Annotated in this window: 17 protein-coding genes; 2 read left to right on the forward strand and 15 right to left on the reverse strand. The window is 53.9% G+C overall.

The features are described from left to right. Positions 1–88 precede the first annotated feature (88 nt). The 3 genes from lysS to dusB all read right to left on the reverse strand — a co-directional run bounded on the left by lysS (position 89) and on the right by dusB (position 3,371). The gene (lysS, locus tag NQU17_10460; protein ID UUM11077.1) at positions 89–1,609 is read right to left on the reverse strand and encodes a lysine--tRNA ligase; all 1,521 of its coding nucleotides are present in this window, start codon (positions 1,607–1,609) and stop codon (positions 89–91) included. Between the two features lie 86 nt (positions 1,610–1,695). Beyond that, on the reverse strand, positions 1,696–2,178 hold the full coding sequence (greA, locus tag NQU17_10465) for a transcription elongation factor GreA (protein ID UUM11078.1): 483 nt from the start codon (positions 2,176–2,178) through the stop codon (positions 1,696–1,698). Between the two features lie 239 nt (positions 2,179–2,417). After that, positions 2,418–3,371: a tRNA dihydrouridine synthase DusB gene (gene dusB / locus NQU17_10470; GenBank protein UUM13501.1), complete on the reverse strand. Its 954-nt coding sequence runs from the start codon at positions 3,369–3,371 to the stop codon at positions 2,418–2,420. A gap of 291 nt (positions 3,372–3,662) precedes the next feature. Here dusB and NQU17_10475 point away from each other — a divergent pair, with 291 nt between their 5' ends. Continuing rightward, on the forward strand, positions 3,663–4,664 hold the full coding sequence (locus NQU17_10475; GenBank protein ID UUM11079.1) for an NADPH:quinone reductase: 1,002 nt from the start codon (positions 3,663–3,665) through the stop codon (positions 4,662–4,664). Positions 4,665–4,686: 22 nt separating this feature from the next. Continuing rightward, the gene (locus NQU17_10480) at positions 4,687–5,106 is read left to right on the forward strand and encodes an SHOCT domain-containing protein (GenBank protein UUM11080.1); all 420 of its coding nucleotides are present in this window, start codon (positions 4,687–4,689) and stop codon (positions 5,104–5,106) included. Positions 5,107–5,592: 486 nt separating this feature from the next. On the opposite strand, the gene NQU17_10485 is transcribed toward NQU17_10480, so the two are convergent. From NQU17_10485 to NQU17_10540, 12 genes are all read right to left on the reverse strand, one after another. Further along, positions 5,593–7,263, reverse strand: a complete 1,671-nt coding sequence (locus NQU17_10485; protein ID UUM11081.1) for a formate--tetrahydrofolate ligase — start codon at positions 7,261–7,263, stop codon at positions 5,593–5,595. Positions 7,264–7,306: 43 nt separating this feature from the next. Further along, positions 7,307–7,687 carry a thioesterase family protein gene (locus NQU17_10490; protein UUM11082.1) on the reverse strand — a complete coding sequence of 127 codons (381 nt, stop codon included), beginning with the start codon at positions 7,685–7,687 and terminating at the stop codon, positions 7,307–7,309. A 63-nt stretch (positions 7,688–7,750) separates the two neighbouring features. Then, complete coding sequence (locus tag NQU17_10495; GenBank protein ID UUM11083.1) at positions 7,751–7,906, reverse strand: hypothetical protein; 156 nt, start codon at positions 7,904–7,906, stop codon at positions 7,751–7,753. A 104-nt stretch (positions 7,907–8,010) separates the two neighbouring features. After that, the gene (gene ftsH, locus NQU17_10500; GenBank protein ID UUM11084.1) at positions 8,011–9,951 is read right to left on the reverse strand and encodes an ATP-dependent zinc metalloprotease FtsH; all 1,941 of its coding nucleotides are present in this window, start codon (positions 9,949–9,951) and stop codon (positions 8,011–8,013) included. Then, complete coding sequence (gene hpt / locus NQU17_10505) at positions 9,951–10,496, reverse strand: hypoxanthine phosphoribosyltransferase (protein UUM13502.1); 546 nt, start codon at positions 10,494–10,496, stop codon at positions 9,951–9,953. The genes ftsH and hpt overlap by 1 nt, the downstream gene beginning before the upstream one ends. Next, positions 10,489–11,883: a tRNA lysidine(34) synthetase TilS gene (gene tilS / locus NQU17_10510; protein ID UUM11085.1), complete on the reverse strand. Its 1,395-nt coding sequence runs from the start codon at positions 11,881–11,883 to the stop codon at positions 10,489–10,491. The genes hpt and tilS overlap by 8 nt, the downstream gene beginning before the upstream one ends. A gap of 147 nt (positions 11,884–12,030) precedes the next feature. Beyond that, positions 12,031–13,560 carry a HAMP domain-containing histidine kinase gene (locus NQU17_10515; protein ID UUM11086.1) on the reverse strand — a complete coding sequence of 510 codons (1,530 nt, stop codon included), beginning with the start codon at positions 13,558–13,560 and terminating at the stop codon, positions 12,031–12,033. Next, positions 13,553–14,245, reverse strand: coding sequence for a response regulator transcription factor (locus NQU17_10520; protein ID UUM11087.1), 693 nt, complete (start codon positions 14,243–14,245; stop codon positions 13,553–13,555). Before NQU17_10520 ends, NQU17_10515 begins: the two co-directional genes overlap by 8 nt. 343 nt (positions 14,246–14,588) lie before the next feature. Further along, positions 14,589–16,451 carry an N-acetylmuramoyl-L-alanine amidase gene (locus NQU17_10525; GenBank protein UUM11088.1) on the reverse strand — a complete coding sequence of 621 codons (1,863 nt, stop codon included), beginning with the start codon at positions 16,449–16,451 and terminating at the stop codon, positions 14,589–14,591. Positions 16,452–17,306: 855 nt separating this feature from the next. Beyond that, positions 17,307–17,549 carry a hypothetical protein gene (locus NQU17_10530; protein ID UUM11089.1) on the reverse strand — a complete coding sequence of 81 codons (243 nt, stop codon included), beginning with the start codon at positions 17,547–17,549 and terminating at the stop codon, positions 17,307–17,309. A 268-nt stretch (positions 17,550–17,817) separates the two neighbouring features. Continuing rightward, the gene (locus NQU17_10535) at positions 17,818–18,462 is read right to left on the reverse strand and encodes a SatD family protein (protein UUM11090.1); all 645 of its coding nucleotides are present in this window, start codon (positions 18,460–18,462) and stop codon (positions 17,818–17,820) included. Positions 18,463–18,747: 285 nt separating this feature from the next. Then, positions 18,748–20,166 (reverse strand): sodium:alanine symporter family protein, encoded by a 1,419-nt coding sequence (locus NQU17_10540; GenBank protein ID UUM11091.1) that lies wholly within the window; start codon positions 20,164–20,166, stop codon positions 18,748–18,750. Between the last annotated feature and the right edge of the window lie 9 nt (positions 20,167–20,175).

A 20,175-nucleotide genomic window follows, 5' to 3' on the forward strand; every position in this document is an offset into this window, starting at 1 on the left:
TATCACGGCCTCGCCCGGAACTGGAAAAATTTCCAGGAATGCCAAAAAACGCCCGGCGGGCGCTTTTTGGCAGTATTTTATTATTCAGCTATGCCAAGGGCTTCATCGTGGGGAACAGGATGACATCACGGATGGATGCGGAGTCCGTCAGGAACATGATAATCCGGTCGATGCCGATGCCCATGCCGCCGGTGGGGGGCATGCCTGTTTCCAGGGCTGACATGAATTCCTCGTCAATGACATATGCTTCGTCATCTCCCAGATCACGCTCCCGGGCCTGCTGCTCAAAGCGCTGGCGCTGGATGATGGGATCGTTGAGTTCGGAGTAAGCGTTGCAGATTTCGCTGGCGTTGATAAAGCCTTCGAAGCGCTCGGTCAGAGCCGGGTTACCCCGCTTGCCCTTGGTAAGCGGAGAAATCTCCACTGGATAATCCGTTACCAGAGTTGGCTGAATCAGGCTCTTCTCCGCGTATTTTTCAAACAGGAGGTTGAGGATCTCGCCCTTGGTGTAGGCTTTCAGATCCTTCTTCATTTCGTCTTCCAGATGATGCGACTTGGCAATGGCCTGAGCTTCCTCATCGGACTGAATCTGATCAAAATCGATGCCTGCATGCTCCCTGACCAGATCAGCCATGGAGACTCGGCGCCAGGGCGGAGTCAGATCGATTTCCTTGCCCTGATAATTGATTACCATGGAACCGGTAACCTTCAGAGCCACGGAGGATACGAGCTCTTCCACCAGGTCCATCATGTCGGTGTAGTCAGCGAAAGCCTCATACAGCTCGATCATGGTAAATTCGGGATTGTGCTTGTAGTCAATGCCTTCGTTGCGGAAGTTCTTGCCCATATCATAGACTTTCTCGAAGCCGGCGACAATCAGTCGCTTCAGATAGAGCTCCGTTGCGATCCGCAGGTACATATCAATATCCAGGGAGTTATGATGGGTCGTAAAGGGACGGGCTGCCGCGCCGCCGGCGATGGAGGACAGGATCGGCGTTTCTACTTCCAGATAGCCCCGGTCATCCAGGAAGCGGCGGATTTCGGATATGATCCGGCTGCGCTTGAGGAAGGTTTCTTTCACTTCCGGATTGGAAATGATGTCGACTTCCCGGCGGCGGTATCTTAAATCCGGATCCTTCAGGCCGTGCCATTTGTCCGGCAGGGGTTTGACGGACTTGGCAATGAGCTGGAACTCCTCCACCAGGACGGAGATTTCTCCGGTTTTGGTGGTAAAGGGCGCTCCCTTGACAAAAAGCCAGTCGCCCAGATCCAGTGTCTTGAAGAATTTGAGCTGATCTTCTCCCACGTTATCCAGTTTGACAAAAAGCTGCATTTTCCCTTCCCGGTCATAGACATCCGCAAAGATCACCTTGCCCTGTCCGCGTTTGGATAAAAGGCGTCCGGCAATGGACACTTCCTTTCCCTCCACCTGCTCGTATTCGTCCCGGATCTGCTGGGTTGTATGCGTTCTTTCTACTCGATAAACCTGGAAGGGATCCTTTCCTTCCTGTTGAAGCTCAAACAGCTTTTCCCGTCTCAGGCCTTCCTGCTCGGAGAGCTTTGCTTCAATTTCGTGAAGTTCTAAATCCTTCATTTCCTCATTCGACACTGGTCACACCTCAATCTTTCTATGGTTTGCCTGGTTTGCGGTTGTTTCTCCCGCTTTCCAAGCTGGTTGTCATCGGGTCAGTTCTGTTATGCGCGGGAGATGGCCATGATCTTCATCTTAATGACGCCATTGGGCGTCTGGGCCTCTACCGTATCATTCTTCTTCTTGCCCATCAGAGCTTTTCCGACCGGGCTTTCATTGGAAATCTTGTCATTGATCGGGTCCGCTTCAGCGGAGCCTACTATATAATACTCGATGGTTTCGTCGAGGTCAAAGTCTTTTACCTTGACTTTGCAGCCAATGTTGACAATTCCCTTGGGCAGTTCGGATTCATCCACCACATCGGTGTTCTTCAGCAGATTTTCCAGCTGAACAATCCGGCCTTCCACGAAAGCCTGCTCGTTCTTGGCTTCGGTATATTCCGCATTTTCCGACAAATCGCCAAAGCCCAGGGCCACTTTGATCTTCTCCGTGATTTCCTTGCGCTTGACGGTTTTGAGAAATTCCAGTTCCTCCTCCAGCTTTTTGACGCCTTCGTAGGTCATGAAGTGTTTTTTCAGTTCGCTCATATCGATCCCTCTATCTTCGTGTATTTTCGGCTCCGCCTCACCGGTAGGACTTCCGCCTGCCGGGAGACCGGGTGCCTCGGTCTTTTATGAATGATATCCTGACAAAGCGACCGCTTCATCAGGATGTTTGAATCATTATATGAAAATCGAGCGATATAGTCAATTCATTCGTTTTCATTTGATCAGACATTCGACAAATTTTCTATTTTATGATTTTATCCGCCTAAAATTGATTCATTTTACATGGCTTCCGGACCGGATCCCGGCACGCTCTGGAGGGCTTCCAGCTCTGTTAAAAGGGCAATGACTTCTTCTCCGGTCTCCGCCCGGTTCATCCGGTCACGGAAGTGTGAGGCCCCGCGCATGCCCTTGAGATACCATCCCAGATGCTTGCGCATTTCCCGGACGCCGATGAATTCGCCCATATCCTCAATGGCGCCCGTCAGATGTCGGGCAGCCATGGCCAGGATCTCCCGGGCGGATGGGCGTTCATAGGGGCGGCCATCCAGCGCGGCCTTGATCTCCTGGAAGATAAACGGATTGCCCAGAGCTCCCCGGGCGACCATGATGCCGTCGCAGCCGGTCGTCTCCAGCATCTCGCGGGCATCCCGGCCGGTGAAGATATCCCCGTTGCCGATGACCGGAATCCGGACAGCCTGTTTCACCCGCCGGATGATGTCCCGGTCGCTGGTTCCCGAGTAAAACTGGTCCCGGAAGCGGCCGTGAATGGTGATCATAGAGGCTCCCGCGTCTTCCATGCGCAGCGCGAAATCCAGGGCTGTTTCCTGACCCATGCCGTAACCGCGGCGGAATTTGCAGGTGACCGGCTTTGTGGTGCGCTCCGTTACCGCCCGCAGGATCGCCTGAGCCCGCTCCGGATCCAGCATCAGTGCCGAGCCTTCTCCGTTTTTGACGATCTTCGGGGCCGGGCAGCCCATATTGATGTCAATCAGCAGAATCTCCGGCCGATCTTCAAACGATGCGGCGATTTCAGCCAGGATGTCCGGATCGCTGCCGAACAGCTGGACCGCAATGGTCGACTGATTGGGGGCCAGCCGCAGCAGCTGCCGGGTGTTCTCATTCTGATAGTGCAGTGCCTTGGCACTGACCATCTCGGTAAAGGTCAGATCCGCGCCCTGTTCTGTCAGGATGCCCCGAAACGTCCGGTCCGTTACCCCGGCCAGAGGAGCCATCAGCACGGGTCCGATCTGGACCGATTCATTCAGTTGGATCAATGGATTTCCTCCTTTTGGGGCTTTTATAATCAAAGAGCAGCCGGCTGAGCTGCTCAAAAAAACACTGGTTTCAATAACAAATCCTATTCTAACAAGTCCCTTGAATTTGTCAAGCCAATAAAAGCTTCGGATCGGTCCGGAACGACGAAATTAACAAAACCTTAAAGGCTTGAGCGGATGCAAACCCTCTGAACAACGATTCCGTTATTGTATACTGAAGATAGAGAAATTACAAAGGAGGCTGAACCCGTGAAAGCAATCCGCGTCCACCAGTATGCCATTGAGAATCCCATGATCCTGGAGAACCTTCCAGAACCGGTCCCCCAGACCGGCCAGGTCCGAATCCGGCTGGAACATGCCGGCATCAATCCCAATGAAACCTACGTCATGACCGGCACCTATGCTTTTTTCACGCCGCCGCTGCCCTTTACCCCGGGTTTTGACGGAGCCGGTACGATTGACGCGGTAGGTCCCGGCGTCACCGCCTTTTCGCCCGGAGACCGGGTCTGGCTGGCTGGATTCCTGGATCCGGCCAACACCGGGACTTATGCCGAACAGGCAGTCGCCAGCCAGGAGTATGTCCATCCCCTGCCTGATTCAGTCAGCTTTGCGCAGGGCGCTGCCCTGGGCATTCCGGCCTTGGCCGCCTACCGCGCCATTTATCTGCGGGGCGAAGTTCGCCCGGGACAGACCGTCCTGATTCACGGAGCCAGCGGCGGAGTCGGACTCCTGGCGATCCAGATGGCCAAGGCTCTGGGGGCAAAAGTAATCGGAACGGCCTCCTCCGAGGAAGGCAGGGAGCTCATCCGGACCCAGGGAGCGGATTATGCCATGGACCATCTGACCCGGGAAAATCTGCCTGAACTGGCCGAATGGACGGGACAGCGCGGTCCCGATGTCATCATCGAGTTCCTGGCAAACCGCAATCTGGCCCTGGACATGGAAATCATCGATCCATATGGAAAAATTGTCGTGGTCGGCAGCCGCGGTCCCATTGAAATCAACCCCCGCCTCCTGATGGGCAAGGACTCCGACATCCGGGGCCTGGGCATTCCCAATTACACCGCGCTGCAGCAGCAGGAAGCCCTGGCCGCCATCAGCCGTCTCCTGACCGAAGGCCGGCTCCGCCCGGTGATTGGCCGTCATTTCACATTGGAAGAAGCCAATGAAGCCCACCAAGTGATCCTTAATCAGAAAACCCTGGGCAAGCTGGTTTTCGATCTGAATCAGTCGGATCCCCAACATAAATAAATCACGAAAGGAAGGATCAACCATGGATCGACGGCCCTACTGGCCCGCCCTCCCCGGTATTCTGGTGGGCCTCGTCTTTGTGGGCATCGGCGCAACTCAGCTGATCCCCATGCTCTCCATCCCTTCAGGAGCACCCCTCCTGTTCCAGCTGTTCCCAATTCTGTGGATCGGAATCGCGATTCTGATCACCATTCAGAATGTCCTGATCTTTTTGCGCGGTCCCCGCAGCCGCTATGGGATGAATCCTCCATCACAGTATCCCATGGGACAGGATCCTGCCTGGCCCAACCAGGGCTATATCAAGGACGACCTCCCCCCCGCTCAGGATTCTCCTCCCTCCCCTGCCGCCCGACTCCTGGAACTGGATGAAATGCGCCGCAACAGCCTGATCACCCTGGAGGAATACAATCAGAAGAAAGCCGAAATCCTCCGGGAGCTGTAGCCTCTGTCTCTCCCCCGCAAGGACTTTCTTTAAGACACATGAGATTGAACCACGAACTGCTCGAACAACTGGCTCAAAGCAGCACCCCGGATCAGGCACTGTCGCCTGATCCGGGGTGCTGTTTCTGCTCTGCCGGACTTCCCCAAAGAGATTACTCAAAGGATGATTACCCAAATGCCGGTTTCCAATCGCTGGCTATCAATTGCTGGTGTTCGCTCACTGCCGTTCCTGGTAATGATGCACCTGCATGGAAGCAATTTCTGATTTACCGGTTCATTAGTTCTTCGACTCATCAGTCTGTCGGTTCGTTGGTTCCTCTGAGCCACGTGAGTCCTCTGAGTCACCTGAGTCCTCTGAGTCACCTGAGTCCTCTGAGTCACCTGAGTCCTCTTAGTCACCTGAGTCCTGTGAGTCCTCTAAGTCCACTGTATCCTTCGGGGATGCAAAAGAGCTTCCGCCTTTGGGGCAGAAGCTCTTTGTTGGTTTTTAGAACAGACCGGTGATTTCTCCGTCCGGTGTGATATCCATGCGTTCAGCGGCCGGAACTTTGGGCAGTCCGGGCATGATCATGACGTCTCCGGTGAGGACAACGATGAATCCGGCTCCGTTGGATACACGGACTTCACGGATTGTCACGTCGAAGTTCTGCGGACGTCCCAGCAGTGCCGGGTCATCGGACAGGGAGTACTGGGTCTTGGCCATACAGATCGGCTTCTTGTCCATGCCGTTGGCTTCCAGTTCACGGACCTGCTTCAGAGCGGCGGAGGTGAACACTGCCTTGTTGGCGCCATAGATTTCGGTGACGATCTTGTTGATCTTGGCTTCGATGGATTCTTCCACATCATAAATGGGAGTGTATCCGGCTTCCACGCTTTCGACCAGCTCAATGACCTTCTTGCCCAGTTCTTCGCCGCCTTCTCCGCCCTTGGCGAATACTTCGGTCAGAGCTACGCGGACATTGTTGGCGTTGCAGAAGTCTTCGATGTATTTGAGTTCGGCATCGGTGTCAGAAGCGAACCGGTTGATGGCAATGATCGGCTCCAGGCCAAACTTGCGGACGTTCTCAACCTGCTTTTCGAGGTTGACAATACCCTTCTTGAGAAGTTCGACATTTTCTACGCCGTATTCATCCTTCTTGGCGCCGCCGTGATGCTTCAGGGCACGAACCGTTGCCACGACAACGACTGCGGATGGCTTGAGTCCGCCGAAGCGGCACTTGATGTCGAGGAATTTTTCAGCTCCCAGGTCAGCGCCGAAACCAGCTTCGGTTACCGCATACTCACCCAGCTTCAGAGCTGCCTTGGTTGCAATGATGGAGTTGCAGCCGTGAGCGATGTTGGCGAAGGGGCCGCCGTGAATCAGAGCCGGGGTATTTTCCAGGGTCTGAACCAGGTTCGGAGCAATGGCGTCCTTCATCAGAAGAGCCACAGCGCCTTCACATTTGAGTTCCTTGGCATAAACCGGCTTTCCGTCCAGGTTGTAGCCAATAACGATTTCGCCGACGCGGTGCTTGAGGTCTTCCAGGTCCTCAGACAGGCACAGGATCGCCATGATTTCGGAAGCAACCGTGATCATGAAGCCGTCCTGACGGACAAAACCGTTGCCTTTGCTTCCCAGTCCAACGACTACCTCGCGCAGGTTGCGGTCATTCATATCCATAACGCGCTTGAAGGTGATCTTCTTCTGGTCAATGCGCAGCGCGTTGCCCTGGTGAATGTGGTTGTCAATGAGGGCGCAGATCAGGTTGTTGGCTGAAGTAATGGCATGGAAGTCTCCGGTGAAGTGCAGGTTGATGTCTTCCATCGGAACGACCTGAGAATATCCGCCGCCAGCTGCTCCGCCCTTAACGCCAAAGACCGGTCCCAGGGAGGGCTCTCTCAGTGCGATAACCGTTTTCTTGCCAAGGCGGTTGAGTGCCTGGCCCAGACCAACTGTGGTGGTGGACTTGCCTTCACCGGCCGGGGTCGGGTTGATCGCCGTAACCAGGATCAGTTTTCCGTCCGGCTTGTCCTGAAGCTTCTTAAGAGCTTCGATGGTAATCTTGGCTTTGTACTTGCCATACATATCGAGATCGTCCGGTCCAAGTCCGATCTTGGCGGCCACGTCTACAATCGGATCCATCTTTGTTTGCTGAGCAATCTGGATGTCTGATAACATGAATTTGTTCCTCCTTAGGATACCTTATCTTTTCTTTCGTTGCCTAATGGTTCAATCCTGCCAAAAAGCGTTCACGGTCAACGACTGCGCGGATATGGGTCCCTTCCCCGATGATGTGTTCTCCTGATTCGGCCTGAATCCTGAAATGAATCAGGCGTCCTTTGACTTCAGTCACCTCGGAGGTGCAGGTAATCTGCGCTCCGATGGGCGAAGCCTTGAGGTGGTCGAAGTTCAGGTGAATTCCGACGGTGGTTGAACCCTCCGGCAGAAACGACCGGACCGAGTCCTTGCAGTTTGATTCTAAGAATGCGATCAGAGCCGGTGTTCCCAGTACTTCAAGATCCCCTGATCCCAGTGCTGCCGCAGAATGCTGCGGTGCTGCGGTGATTTGGGTTGTATGTTTCATTCCGGCTTCCAGTCCCATAAGCTCCTCCTGACGGATTAAAATATTATGCTACATTAAGTTTAAACAGAAAACGGCATAGACTCAAGCCGAAATGGCATATTGATTCAATTTTAAATCTCTGTTAACAACTCTTCTCAATATGACGGTCCGCTGACGCAACTCCCCTGTCATTTTTAAGAACATGGTAAAAATGAGCAGCTCCGGAAAACGGATGCTGCTCATGACATATTTATTCATTTTATTCTCCGGTTCAGGCCATTGCGATGAATTTCCTGGTCCGGTCTGTCTCAGACTGCTCAGAGATACAGGAGCATCCATCGCCTGCGCATCGGTCCGGCGCTTTAAGCCGTCCCTGCCGCCTGGCGGAGATTGCCCAGGGCCTGTCGCTTGCGCCGGGAATAGTCTTCCAGCACCTTTTCATTGGCCTTGCGGGCTTCGACCTCGGTGAGAGGCTCCGGCAGCTTGCCGGTGGTAAAGAGTGCTTCAAACTCGTAAGCCTGGAGCGTTTCCTTCGCCAGGAGACTCTGCGCGACGAGATGGAGCTTTTCCCCCTCGCGCTTCAGAATTTCCTCGGCCTTGTGATAGGCTGAATCCACCAGCTTTTTGACTTCCTGATCAATGAGGTCGCCCATGGCTTCGGAATAAGGCTGCTGACGTCCCATGTCCCGGCCCAGGAAGACTTCTTCGGCATCGCCGAAGGACAGGTTGCCGATGACATCACTCATGCCGTATTCCTTGACCATGGCCCGGGCAATCTTGGAAGCCCGGTCGATGTCACTCTTGGCACCGGTGGAAATGTCATTGAGGATCAGCTTCTCGGCGCAGCGTCCGCCAAACAGAGTCGCCAGATCATCCAGCAGGGAGGTCCGGGAAGTATAGCTCGTATCCTCCAGGGGGATGTGCATGGTATAGCCTCCGGCCCGGCCCCGCGGAATGATGGAAATCTCCGTGACCGGATCAATGGTAGGCAGGCTGCGCGCCACAATGGCGTGCCCGGCCTCATGGTAGGCCGTGAGATGCTTGCTCTCGTCGGTCTGCACCCGGGATTTTTTCTCGGGTCCCAGCTGGACTTTGGTCCGGGCTTCTTCAAAGTGCGCCATGGAGATATAGGGCTTGGCTTCCCGGGCAGCCAAGAGGGCCGCCTCATTGGCCAGATTCTGCAGCTCCGCTCCGGAAAATCCGGTGGTAGTTTTCGCGATGATCTTCAGGTTGACGTCATCCCCCAGGGGTTTGTTGCGGGTATGGATCTTCAGGATCTCTTCCCGCCCCTTGGAATCCGGCAGATCAATGTGGATCTGCCGGTCAAACCGGCCGGGACGAAGCAGCGCCGGGTCCAGCACATCTGCCCGGTTAGTGGCGGCCATGACGACGATGCCCTGATTTTCCTCAAATCCGTCCATTTCCACCAGAAGCTGATTCAACGTCTGCTCCCGTTCATCGTGGCCTCCGCCAAAGCCGGTGCCGCGCTGGCGGCCGACGGCGTCGATTTCATCCAGAAAAACGATGCAGGGCGCGTTGCGCTTGGCCTGATCAAACAGGTCGCGGACGCGGGAGGCGCCGACACCGACAAACATTTCGACGAAATCCGAACCGGAGATGATGTAGAACGGCACCCCGGCTTCGCCGGCCACAGCCCGGGCCAGCAGCGTCTTACCGGTACCAGGATATCCCACCATCAGCAGTCCCTTGGGAATCTTGGCTCCCAGCTTCTGGTACTTGGCCGGATTCTTGAGGAAGTCGACCACTTCCATCAGCTCAAATTTTTCCTCTTCGGCTCCGGCCACCTGAGCAAACGTAACATCGTTCTGCTCCGGGTTAACCAGCCGGGCTTTGCTTTTGCCAAAATTGGCCGCCGACTTGGGTCCCTGGTTGTTGTTCCGCATCAGAAAACCGACAAAGAACACCAGCAGTCCCAGCGTCAGTAGCATCGACAGAAACGGAGCCAGCTGCGAAACGATGCTCTGGGATCCGGCCGGTTCGCTCAGTGTGACTTTGGCAGCCAGTTCCTTGTTGGATTCTACCAGGGTACGATAGGTCTCCGTGAGCATCACCGTCTTGGTTTCTTTATTATCCTGAGCCGACAGGCCCGTCAGGGTCATGTAGGACCCATTGGGAAACGCCCGCACGCTGCTCAGTTTGCCTTCATTCACCTGGGAGATGAACTGATTGTAGTCCACCGAGGCAACCGCTCCGGGCAGAAGCTGGGCAAAGCCGATCAGAACGAGCAGTATCAGGCTCATGATGGCAAGTCGGGACAGTGGCAGCTGTGGTTTTTGTTCCATTAATCCTTACTCCTGTAAACTTCTTCCTTTAATGTTGCCACGAAGGGCAGGTTCCGGTAGCGCTCGGCATAGTCGATGCCATAGCCGATGATGAAGGCATCGGGAATGACATAGCCCACATACCGCACCGGCAGCACCTGGGTACGCCGGGCGGGCTTGTCCAGCAGACACATGATTTCCACGGAGGCCGCTCCTCTGCCTTTGAGATAATCCATCAGATAGGTCAGCGTCGTGCCCGAGTCAATGATGTCTTCCACCAGGAGCACGTGCTTGCCCTTGATATCGGTATCCAGATCCTTCAAAATCCGGACAACGCCGGAGCTTTCGGTCGAGGACCCGTAACTTGATACCGCCATGAACTCAATTTCCAGCGGGATGGTGGTCCGCTTGACCAGATCGGACATAAACATAAAGGAGCCCTTCAGAATGCCGACCAGCACCAGCTCCTTATTTTTGTAGTCTTCGTTGACCTGATTGGCCAGTTCCTGGCACTTTTGCGCCAGCTGCTCCTGATCAAACAGGATTTCCTGAATGTCATCATACATGTTGTGATCCGTTTTCATCATGATTCGTATTCTCCATCACTGTAATATATAGTATTTTATCAGTATTTTGGGTAATTCTAAATGCTTCCCCGCAAATTCCCGGATGAATATACAGGATCCGGCCCGCTTCATCGGTGAATACGGGAACCCGGTCACGGTCTTCGCGGTGCACCTTGCGGTCGATAAAGATGCGGCGGACCTTTTTCGGCTCCGACATCCCCGGCAGCAGGATCCGGTCGCCTTCCCGGCGCCGGCGGATGATCAGTTCCTGCAGACCCGTGACATCCAGGCGGGTTGCCGTACCCTGCGGCGGCTCAAAATCAAGCCGAATCCGGTACGGCGGGAATTCCACCGTTTCCGGAAGAAAGCTCAGATCCACCCGAACCTCATCCGTCGGCTCGATCCCGGCTGCATCGCGTTTCAGGGACCATTCCAGCTGGCCGTAATGATTGTAGACGGTGACGCCTCCCGGCAGATCCAGCCGGCGTCCGGTCTGTCCGGCAGCCAGAGCCAGGATATCCTCCACCTGACTGGCTGAGAGATCCAGCCGGCTGCCCTTGAGCTGAGCCAGGGCCGCAAACACCAGGCGCGAAGTCATGGCCCGGTGCTCACCGAAGGCTTCGCCGGCCAGAATCACCTTGTCGCCTTCCTGTCGGATCTGCGTCCTGGCGAGCGTTGCGGCCGCCTGTTCCAGATAGTCCCGGTCCCAGTCCAGGGAACGGCTCATCTGACCCAGGGTGCTGACGATATCGGGATTATAAGACTCCAGCTGAGGGATTAGCTCCAGGCGAATTCGATTCCGGGTGTATTCCCGGTTGTCATTGCTCGAATCCAGCCGGTACTCCAGTCCCCGACCTTTCAGCCAGGCTTCGAGATCCGCCCGGGATGTCATCAGCAGCGGCCGGATGTATTTCCCGTCCCGCTCCAGGCGCATGCCGGCCAGGCCATTGAGGCCCGATCCCCGAATCAGCCGGTGCAGGATGGTCTCCGCCTGATCGTTGCGGTGATGCGCCAGCGCCGTTTTATCATAGCTCTCCAGGCGCATGATTTCTTCAAAGAACTCGTAGCGCACTTCCCGTGCGGCCAGTTCGAAGCTCTGACCGAGACGGCGCGCCCGGGCCGGAACATCTTCTGTATGAATAAAGCAGGGAATGCGCCTTGCTTTGGCCAAATTTCGAACAAAGGCTTCCTCGCCGTCGGATTCCATACCGCGCAGCCCATGGTTGACGTGGACTGCCCCCAGAGAAATGCCCAGAGCCTCCTGCCACTCTGCCAGGAGGTGGAACAGGCAGACGGAGTCCGGGCCGCCGGACAGCGCCACCAGAATCCGCTGTCCCGGCAGGATCAGCCGTTCCTTCCGGATCAGCTCCATAATCTGTTGTTCCATCGCCCTCCCCCTTCTGCTTTCGATTGTTTCATAGACCAGTCAGGCCTTCTGACCGTGGTGATAGATTCATTATACCCGTCCCCTGCCCCCAGGACAAATAGGCAGGACAGGCCCGGGCTTCTGCCTTTGACCTGTCCTGCCTGCTGATTACAGATGCTGCAGCTTCTGCAGCGGAAGGGTAATGCTAAACACCGCCCCCGGTCCGTCCGTCCGGTTTTTCGCGGCAATGGTTCCGCCGTGGCGTTCCACGGCTGCCTCGGCAATGGACAGACCAATGCCGTGCCGTCCCCCGGGGCCTTTGGTAAAACGCTGGAAGATCTTCTCCTCGCTGCCCGGCACAATGCCGTGGCCGTCATCTGAGACGGTGATTACCACCTGATCGTCCCGCACTGTGCCTTCCAGCTGAATGAGGGAATCGGCGTAGCGCACGGCGTTGGAAACCAAATTCTGCAAGGCCCGGTGCAGTTCCTCGTAATAGACGCAAATTCTCGGATCCTGGTGAACCACGACCTCAATCGTCTTCTGGCTCAGGCGGGCATCATGCGCTGAATCCTCCCGGGCTTCCAGCAGCAGTTCGGACAGTCGGAGGGGCGTCCGTTCGCCCAGAAGGCTCTCATTGGACTCAATCCGGGACAGATACAGGATATCTTCCACCAGTTTCTCGAGCTTGCCCGATTCTTCCAATATGACATCCGCCGCCTCGTCAGCTGTAAACACCCCGTACTTGATGCCCTCGGCATAGCCCCGGATTCCGGTCAGGGGGGTGCGCAGCTCATGGGACACATTCTGGAAGAAAGTTTTCTGATTGGCATGGTAGTCCTTCAGCTGATGAGCCGCCTCATTGAGCGATTCATTCAGATCCACCAGTTCCTGTTCGCGCAGATGAAAGTCCTCGCCCTCAAACACACCCCGTCCCAGCTGCTTGGACAGACCCTGGAGCCGGGCAATGGGATTGGCCAGACGCTGAGCCAGGTAACGCACGACGAAGAAGGTCACCACCAGTACCGGTCCCATGATAAAGGTCAGAATCCACAGGGCATTCCCGATGAACCGGTCGTAGACTTCACCGTCGATAAAAGCCAGCACGTACTCCGGATCCTCTCCTTCGGAAAAAGGGATGCTCTGCAGGTAATAGTTTTCGCCGCCAATGCTGGCGGTCCGGACGGAATCATCCGCCAGCTGATAGGATGTTTCCTGGACATATTCATGAACGGCCAGGCTTTCCCGGTAAGACGCAGCATCCAGCCGCAACATCGGACCCTGGGTGGTTCCCGGGTTCGTTGCCGGTTTGGTCGAAGGATTGGTTCGTCCCCCCTGCCAGCCCATTCCCATTCCCATTCCCTGAATTTCGGCCGCTGTCTCCTCCGCGCTGTTGACCAGCGGCAAAGTCAGCTCGCCCGCTTCATTCAGGAACAGAATATTGACACTGGAATCGGCGCTGTTCTGGATCATCATCCGATGAAACATGGAGCTCCGGTTGGGGCCCCGGGGAATCTGCGACTGCTGGGCAAACTCCAACACCAGCGCCTTGGCTTCCTCCAGCTGCTGATTCAGGAGCGCCACCACATGACCGCGAACCGCCACATTGAACCCCAGGGCAACCAGGATGAACACCGCCAGGATCGTAGTGAAAAAATACAGCAGCATGGTATTTCCGATTTTTGGCCGCTTACTCATTGCTCTTCCTCTGATTCAGGCGAAAGCCAAAACCCCAGACCGTCTCGATGACCGCCTGAGAATCGCCCATTTTCTTGCGCAGCCGCTTCAGGGTATCATCCGTGACGCGGGTTTCCACCACTGTACTGTAACCCCACACCTTGTCCAGCAGCTCCTCCCGTGAGACCGCCCGATCCTGATTTTCCACCAGATACTTCAGCAGAGCATACTCATTGGGTGCCAGATCCACATTGGCTCCGGCAATGGTGACCAGCTTCTGCTCTGGGTGAATTACGATGTCTTCGTAGGCCAGTTCTTTTTGAGGCTGCTCCCCTTTATCCAGCTCGATGCGCCGGAAGATCGCCCGCACCTTCATGGTAAGGGTCATCGGGGAAAAGGGTTTGGTGATGTAATCATCCGACCCGAGCTGAATCCCCAGCACAAAATCGGTATCCGTATCCCGGGCCGTCACCATGATGATGGGCACGGAGCTCTGCCGGCGAATGTCATCGCAGATCAAAAAGCCGTCCCGGCCCGGCATCATGACATCCAGAATCACCAGATCCGGCTCCCTGATGCCGAATCGTTCCATCAGCTGCTCCCCATCCGCGAACGCCTCCACCTCGTAGCCTTCCCGCGTCAGAAAGCCTTCGATGAGCTTTCGGATGTTATGGTCATCATCCGCAATATATATGGTCTTTCCCATGAGTTTCTCCTTTCTGCCGGTGGGCAACGCCATTTGTTTTGATTCTGTTCCTCCAGATAACACAGTCCGACGATACGAACCGGTCACAGTGGATCGGTCAATGTGGACCAGTCAAAGTGGACCAGTCAATCTGGACCAGTCAAAGTAGATCTTGTCAGACTAGATCTCTTCAACGTGGATCTTGTCATTCCTATCATACCTTTTTTTCATTAAAAAAATCAGATAGAACCCTTCTCAGCCGTGGCAATTCTATGGCAAAAGCCGGCACATAAATAGAACGGAGCCTCTGGCACAACCGGAGGCTCCGTTCTATTTATACATTTTATGGTGGGAATAAGTTCTGTTATCTTCCGAAATAATTGTCAATGCCGTTGGCCACTTCCCGGGCCAGATCCTTCTGATTGGCAGAGGAATTCAGGATCATGGCGTCCTGGTAGTTGGTGATGAAGCCAAGCTCCAGAAGGGTCGAAGGCATTGTGGTGAGACGGTTGACCGCGAAGGATTTGCCATAGCTGGTATCCTTGACGATTTTGCTGCGGCCGATGACATTGCCTACGCTGTCTGCCAGTTTCTGGGAGAGGAGCGCGGATTTGGCCTGCCAGTCGCTGGTGGCGGGATTGAGTTTTTCCCCGGCATAGAACCCGATGGTACCGCGGGAAGCCGGATCGGTGTAGGCGTTGCAGTGGATGGAAACATAAATGTCAACACCCAGCTCGTTGGCCCGGTTTGTCCGCTCCGTCAGGCTGACTGTCTGGTTCAGACTGGATTTGGACATGTAGACCATATAGCCGCGGTCTTCCAGAATCTCTTTCGCCAGGATGGCAACCCGGTAGTTGATGGTGGTCTCATCGACCAGCTCCCCGGTCACCGTTGAGACAGCCCCCTGGGCAACTCCGTTGTGACCCGGATCCAGGAATACCTTGAGCTTCTTGGTAGTTGTCGGACTATCGGTGCCCGAACCGTCAGGCGAGGTGCCCGGAGTCGTGGTTTTCACCGGATATTTGGCAAGGGTCGCCTTGGGTATGTTCCAGTAGTTGATATAAGAGTAGCCGATCTGATCCTTGTATTCAATCTTGATCCAGTTACTCTCACGTCCAACCATGACCGCGCTGGATCCGGTGGGAAGAGTTCTCAGAACCTTGAAGGAAGCAGAAGGGCCTTTGCGGACATTGACTGTTGCGTTGGCCACGATCTGATCCGCTTCCGAGGCCGGCGGAGTCACCGGTTCGACCGGGGCGACGTTCTGGGCCGGATTGATCCAGGCACCTATTTCACCGGCTGTCTTGGAAATGTTGAGCATGCCGCCGTAATTCTTGTACACATAGTACTTTCCGGGGGCGTATTTGCCGACACGGTTCAGATCATTCTGGGCATCGTAGGCGGAAACATAGGTGTTGACGTAGGTGAGCAGCTGGTATTCACCGCTTGTCACTTCCGAAGTCATCACAGATGGTTTGGTTACGGTCGCCGTAGTTGTTCCCGGCTTGACCAGAGACGGTGCGTCATCCCGGATTTCTTCCGGATTGATCCAGGCGCCTGGTACGTCAGGATGGCGGGTTACGTTCAGCATACCGGAAAAATTGCGGTAAATGTGGTATTCACCGGCCGGATAGGTTCCGACGGAGCCTTTCTTGGCCATGGCGTCGTAGGCATTCATATAGACATTGGTCGTGTTATAAACTTCAATGGTTCCTTCAAGCGGAATCGGAGCAGCCTTGGCGACTGGTCTGGCAGCAGAGGGAGCATCGATCCAGCCGGCAGCGAAGACATAGCCGGTCTTGCCCTTAAACTCTACTTTGTACCATTCTTTTTCAACGGAAACGAGATTAACTTTCGTTCCCTTCGGCAATTTTGCAAGAGCAGCCGCTTTGCTGCTGGCTTCCTTGCGCAGTGTGTCAGCTTTGAGATTCGTCAGAGTCACCGTTTTGGCAACTTCTTCGGTGGGTGCCAGATAACGGGCGGCTACCCATCCGGTCTGGTCTTCATACTGAACCTGAGCCCAGTTTCCTTCGGTTTTCAGAACGGTGAGCGATTCACCGGCCGGAATGGCGGACAGTACATTACTGTAAACCGTTCCCTGATCCCGGAAGTTCAAGGCAACGGTTGTGACCGCCTCCTGACTGTCAGCATAAGCCAACTGCGGGAAAAAATTGAAAAAGAATAAGAGCAGCAACAAGCTTGAGAGGATCTTCCTGAGGTTTTTCATACCCAACCACCTTTCATATTCCTGGGATGTCAGTGAGTTAAAAAGCTATGAACGATTGCAGAGGAGTAATGCCAACTTTAAAGTCTTCGTACGGGACGTTCCGCACGATCTCAGTCCATGAAAACCGCAAAAAAAATTGCATAAAATGAACTTTATGTAAAATACAAATTCATTATAGCAAAAGTTACAAAACAATGACACCTATTTTCTTATTATTATGCTTCACAAATAACAATAATTAGACGAAAACCTTGCCAAACTGATGATTTATCAAGACTTTCACAACGTGATGTCTATAAAAGAAGCCCCCTCAGGCCTTTCTTTTCACTAAATTATGAAAAAACGGGCCGGAGCGGACTTTTTTATAACTATGATAGATACCGTTCGAAAACTTGTGTAATGACCCATGCTTTGGGAATGAGCTGTAAAGCAACTCAAAGAACCGTATTCTGCCATCTCTCAGGCTCATCCATCGATCCGGATGAAATATTTGACACAGGATGGCTCATAACAACTCCTGGATAAGTTCATCTCATCTGAAGGGAATCAAAGGTACCTCGCTTAGCTGCAACCAGCAGGAAGCATGCCGTCTCGGATCCAACCATTCCAGGGTTTATGTCTGCGGACTGACCTCCCCTCCAGGAACCCAGTTTCTGTTTAATGGCTTGATATCGGACAAAGCTTCTTCTATTTATTTGAATATTACATAAAAGGCTAACAACATTGATACCAAGCCAACGGAAAGAATTATGTTTCTCATGATCCTGTGATCTTTAAAATATTGCTTTCCGAAATACTCGCCAATGATAATCCCGACTAAAACTAAAATCATTAATATAGATTTCTGTGCCATGATCAAATACCATAATTCGGGCAGAATGGTGCATAAGAACCATCCGCAAAACGGGCTCCGTCAATTAGCAAATCTTCATATCCTCCGTCATCAGAAAGTTGCTCCCCATACACCGCCAAACGATCCGGAACGGATCCGGTTCCCCCGGCTTCATCCCCAGCAATAAATGAAACACCTGCCGTGAAATCTACGCCTGCATCAAACTTAGATGCTGTCCCTGAATCCAAATACTGAACGTTGATCAAATCACACCCCTTAACGATTCGTCTGCTGATGTGTATCAAGCTAATTAAAACTTAGCAGATAAAGATTCTACCCGAAATAATTTCTTATAATTTTCAAAATTTATCTATCTTCAAATTCATTTTTATCACCCGATATGGAGCAACAAAATATAAAAAGCTTTCTTGGCGCAGAAAACAGTAAAACCATTGAGACCATACGCATTCGTGGCTTATCAATGGTTCTTTTGTCCTGTTATGAATTGGCTGATCATGGACTTGATGCCTGACCTCATTTCATTCGATCGAGCAGATTCTGAAAGGTATGAAACGCCTGCTCATATTCATAGTAGCCGGCGGAGTTCAGGCTCCGGTGAATCGTGCTCTGATTCACGCCGCGCTGCTGTGAGATCTCTGACTGATTCAGCCCAAGGATCAGGCTGTCATAAATGTTGACCCACTGTTTGTCCGTCCAGCCGGTCTCCATGAAATGCATCAGACACAATCCGGCATTGAGCGAATCCAGACTTTGCTTATCTTTCAGGTGGCCGAACAGCATATCGAGATGAAGAGCTTTTTTCCCGGCTTCCTTCCGCTTCACTTCATCGAGCATCCGCCGGGCCGCCTGCCAGACCGGTGCAACGGCATCGGACTGACCGGAATCATTCTGGGTTGAGACGTCTCCCAGGCCAATTCCGAACCGGATCTTGGCCGGATGAAGCTGAAACTTCAACTTAAACAGGATGTTCATCACCTCTTCCGGTGATTCCAGCAACCCCTGAAACGAATCGGCACGGGTCAGGCTAAATCGGCTGGCCAGCTGATCATGATATATTCCGTTGATCTGGTCCAGAATAGTGTTCAGCTGAGGATCAATTTCCCGACAGTCATTTTCCTGCCGTGATCCAACCAGGTTTCCAATGATTGCAACGTACATGATACTCACTCCCTCTTCAGCTTCAGTATAGCAAAACCAGTGGACAGCCCATTATGCGTTTTCCGGGACATCAGGATCAGGCTTGTCTTGCAGTTGCGGCCGGTTCTGCCGTTTGATCTCCCAACAGCAGAGAACCTGAGGTTCCTCCGTTCGGGAAGATTCTCAGGTTCTCGGGTGATTCAATTCAAATCAGGAATGTGCCAAAGCCGTTTCAAGCTGTCATGGATGAGCTGGGACCAGAGATCCCGCCGGTTTTATTATTTCGGCGACAGCTGACAGCCAAGATTAGCTTTTCTTGGGCCGGCGTCCGGGCAGCTCATTCAGATCGGGCCATTTCAGTTCGCCCAGCTTGTTTTTTTGATCATAATCCTTCAGGATCCAGTCCACCTGTCGGGACAGGAAGATCAGGGCGACGATATTGGGCAGCGCCATCAACCCCGTAAATAAGTCGGAGAGCTTCCAAAGGTTGTCCGGGTCAATGAATGGCCCCACCACCAGGAACGACAGGGCGATGATCTTAAATCCAATGATGAAGATTTTCTTGTCTTTAAAGATCAGCCGGACATTGGACTCCGCGAAAAAGTACCAGCCCACGATGGTGGTCAGGGCAAAGCTGGACAAGGAAACCGATAAAAAAGCCCCGCCGAAATTTCCAAAGCCGTTGGTAAACGCATTCTGCGTCATGATCGTAGCCGTCTTTGACATCTCCGCCGCGGAAATCGTGGCGTCATAGCTGCCTGAGAGGACATTGACCATGACCGTTGAGGTGCAGATCATGAACGTCGAGATAAAGACACCGATCATCGCAATGAATCCCTGCTCCGCCGGATGATCTGTCTGGGCGACTGCATGAGAATGAGGGGTTGATCCCATTCCGGCTTCATTGGAGAACAGGCCGCGGGCAATCCCGAATCGAACGGTTTCCTGCACGGTGATTCCCAGGACTCCGCCGCCGATGGCCTGAGGCGAAAAAGCTGAAACCAGAATAAGCTGAAGCGCCGGGATCAGTTGCGTGATGTTGATCACCACGATGAGCAGACTGCCAAGGACATAGGCGCCGGCCATCAGCGGAACTACTTTTTCCGAGAATCCGGCAATGCGTTCCATGCCGCCGGTGAGAATGACGCCGACAAGGGCGAGGAGGCCCGCAGTAGCCCAGGGCATGGGAATTCCGAAGGATTCATTGAGCGACACCACGACGGCATTGGACTGAACCATGATGCCGACAATCCCCAGGGACAGGATGGCAAACACCGCAAAAATTCTGGCCAGAACCTTGCTCTTTAAACCATCCCGGATATAGTAGGCCGGACCGCCGCTCAGTTCACCGGTATCGGACTGATGGCGGTAAATCTGAGCCAGGACCGCCTCCGCAAAGATGGTTGCCATGCCGAAAAAGGCAGAGAGAATCATCCAGAAGGCCGCCCCCGGTCCGCCCGCCGCAATAGCGGTGGCAACTCCGACGATGTTTCCCGTACCAACCTGAGCCGCCACGGCAGTGGCCAGGGACTGGAACGGCGTCATCCGTCCGTCTTCGACCTTCCTGCCGGATTTGATGTCACCGATCAGTTTGGTGATGGCCGGCAGAACTCGGGTAAACTGAGGAAACTTCAGAAGGACGGTCATGTACAGACCGACCCCCAGCAGAGCAAACAGCAGGATGTAGTTCCACAGGAAAGCGCTGATTGAGTTTAAAAATTCCATTTGATCGCC

This window comes from Clostridiaceae bacterium HFYG-1003 (genome assembly GCA_024579835.1).
GTDB lineage: Bacteria > Bacillota > Clostridia > Clostridiales > Clostridiaceae > JG1575.

Coding starts and splice junctions, on each gene's coding strand:
- NQU17_10535 (UUM11090.1), bottom strand. CDS start 18,462: ATGTACGTTGCAATCATTGGAAACCTGGTTGGATCACGGCAGGAAAAT.
- ftsH (UUM11084.1), bottom strand. CDS start 9,951: ATGGAACAAAAACCACAGCTGCCACTGTCCCGACTTGCCATCATGAGC.
- NQU17_10485 (UUM11081.1), bottom strand. CDS start 7,263: ATGTTATCAGACATCCAGATTGCTCAGCAAACAAAGATGGATCCGATT.
- NQU17_10480 (UUM11080.1), top strand. CDS start 4,687: ATGGATCGACGGCCCTACTGGCCCGCCCTCCCCGGTATTCTGGTGGGC.
- NQU17_10495 (UUM11083.1), bottom strand. CDS start 7,906: ATGAATAAATATGTCATGAGCAGCATCCGTTTTCCGGAGCTGCTCATT.
- hpt (UUM13502.1), bottom strand. CDS start 10,496: ATGTATGATGACATTCAGGAAATCCTGTTTGATCAGGAGCAGCTGGCG.
- NQU17_10490 (UUM11082.1), bottom strand. CDS start 7,687: ATGGGACTGGAAGCCGGAATGAAACATACAACCCAAATCACCGCAGCA.
- tilS (UUM11085.1), bottom strand. CDS start 11,883: ATGGAACAACAGATTATGGAGCTGATCCGGAAGGAACGGCTGATCCTG.
- NQU17_10515 (UUM11086.1), bottom strand. CDS start 13,560: ATGAGTAAGCGGCCAAAAATCGGAAATACCATGCTGCTGTATTTTTTC.
- NQU17_10520 (UUM11087.1), bottom strand. CDS start 14,245: ATGGGAAAGACCATATATATTGCGGATGATGACCATAACATCCGAAAG.
- NQU17_10540 (UUM11091.1), bottom strand. CDS start 20,166: ATGGAATTTTTAAACTCAATCAGCGCTTTCCTGTGGAACTACATCCTG.
- NQU17_10525 (UUM11088.1), bottom strand. CDS start 16,451: ATGAAAAACCTCAGGAAGATCCTCTCAAGCTTGTTGCTGCTCTTATTC.
- greA (UUM11078.1), bottom strand. CDS start 2,178: ATGAGCGAACTGAAAAAACACTTCATGACCTACGAAGGCGTCAAAAAG.
- dusB (UUM13501.1), bottom strand. CDS start 3,371: ATGGCTCCTCTGGCCGGGGTAACGGACCGGACGTTTCGGGGCATCCTG.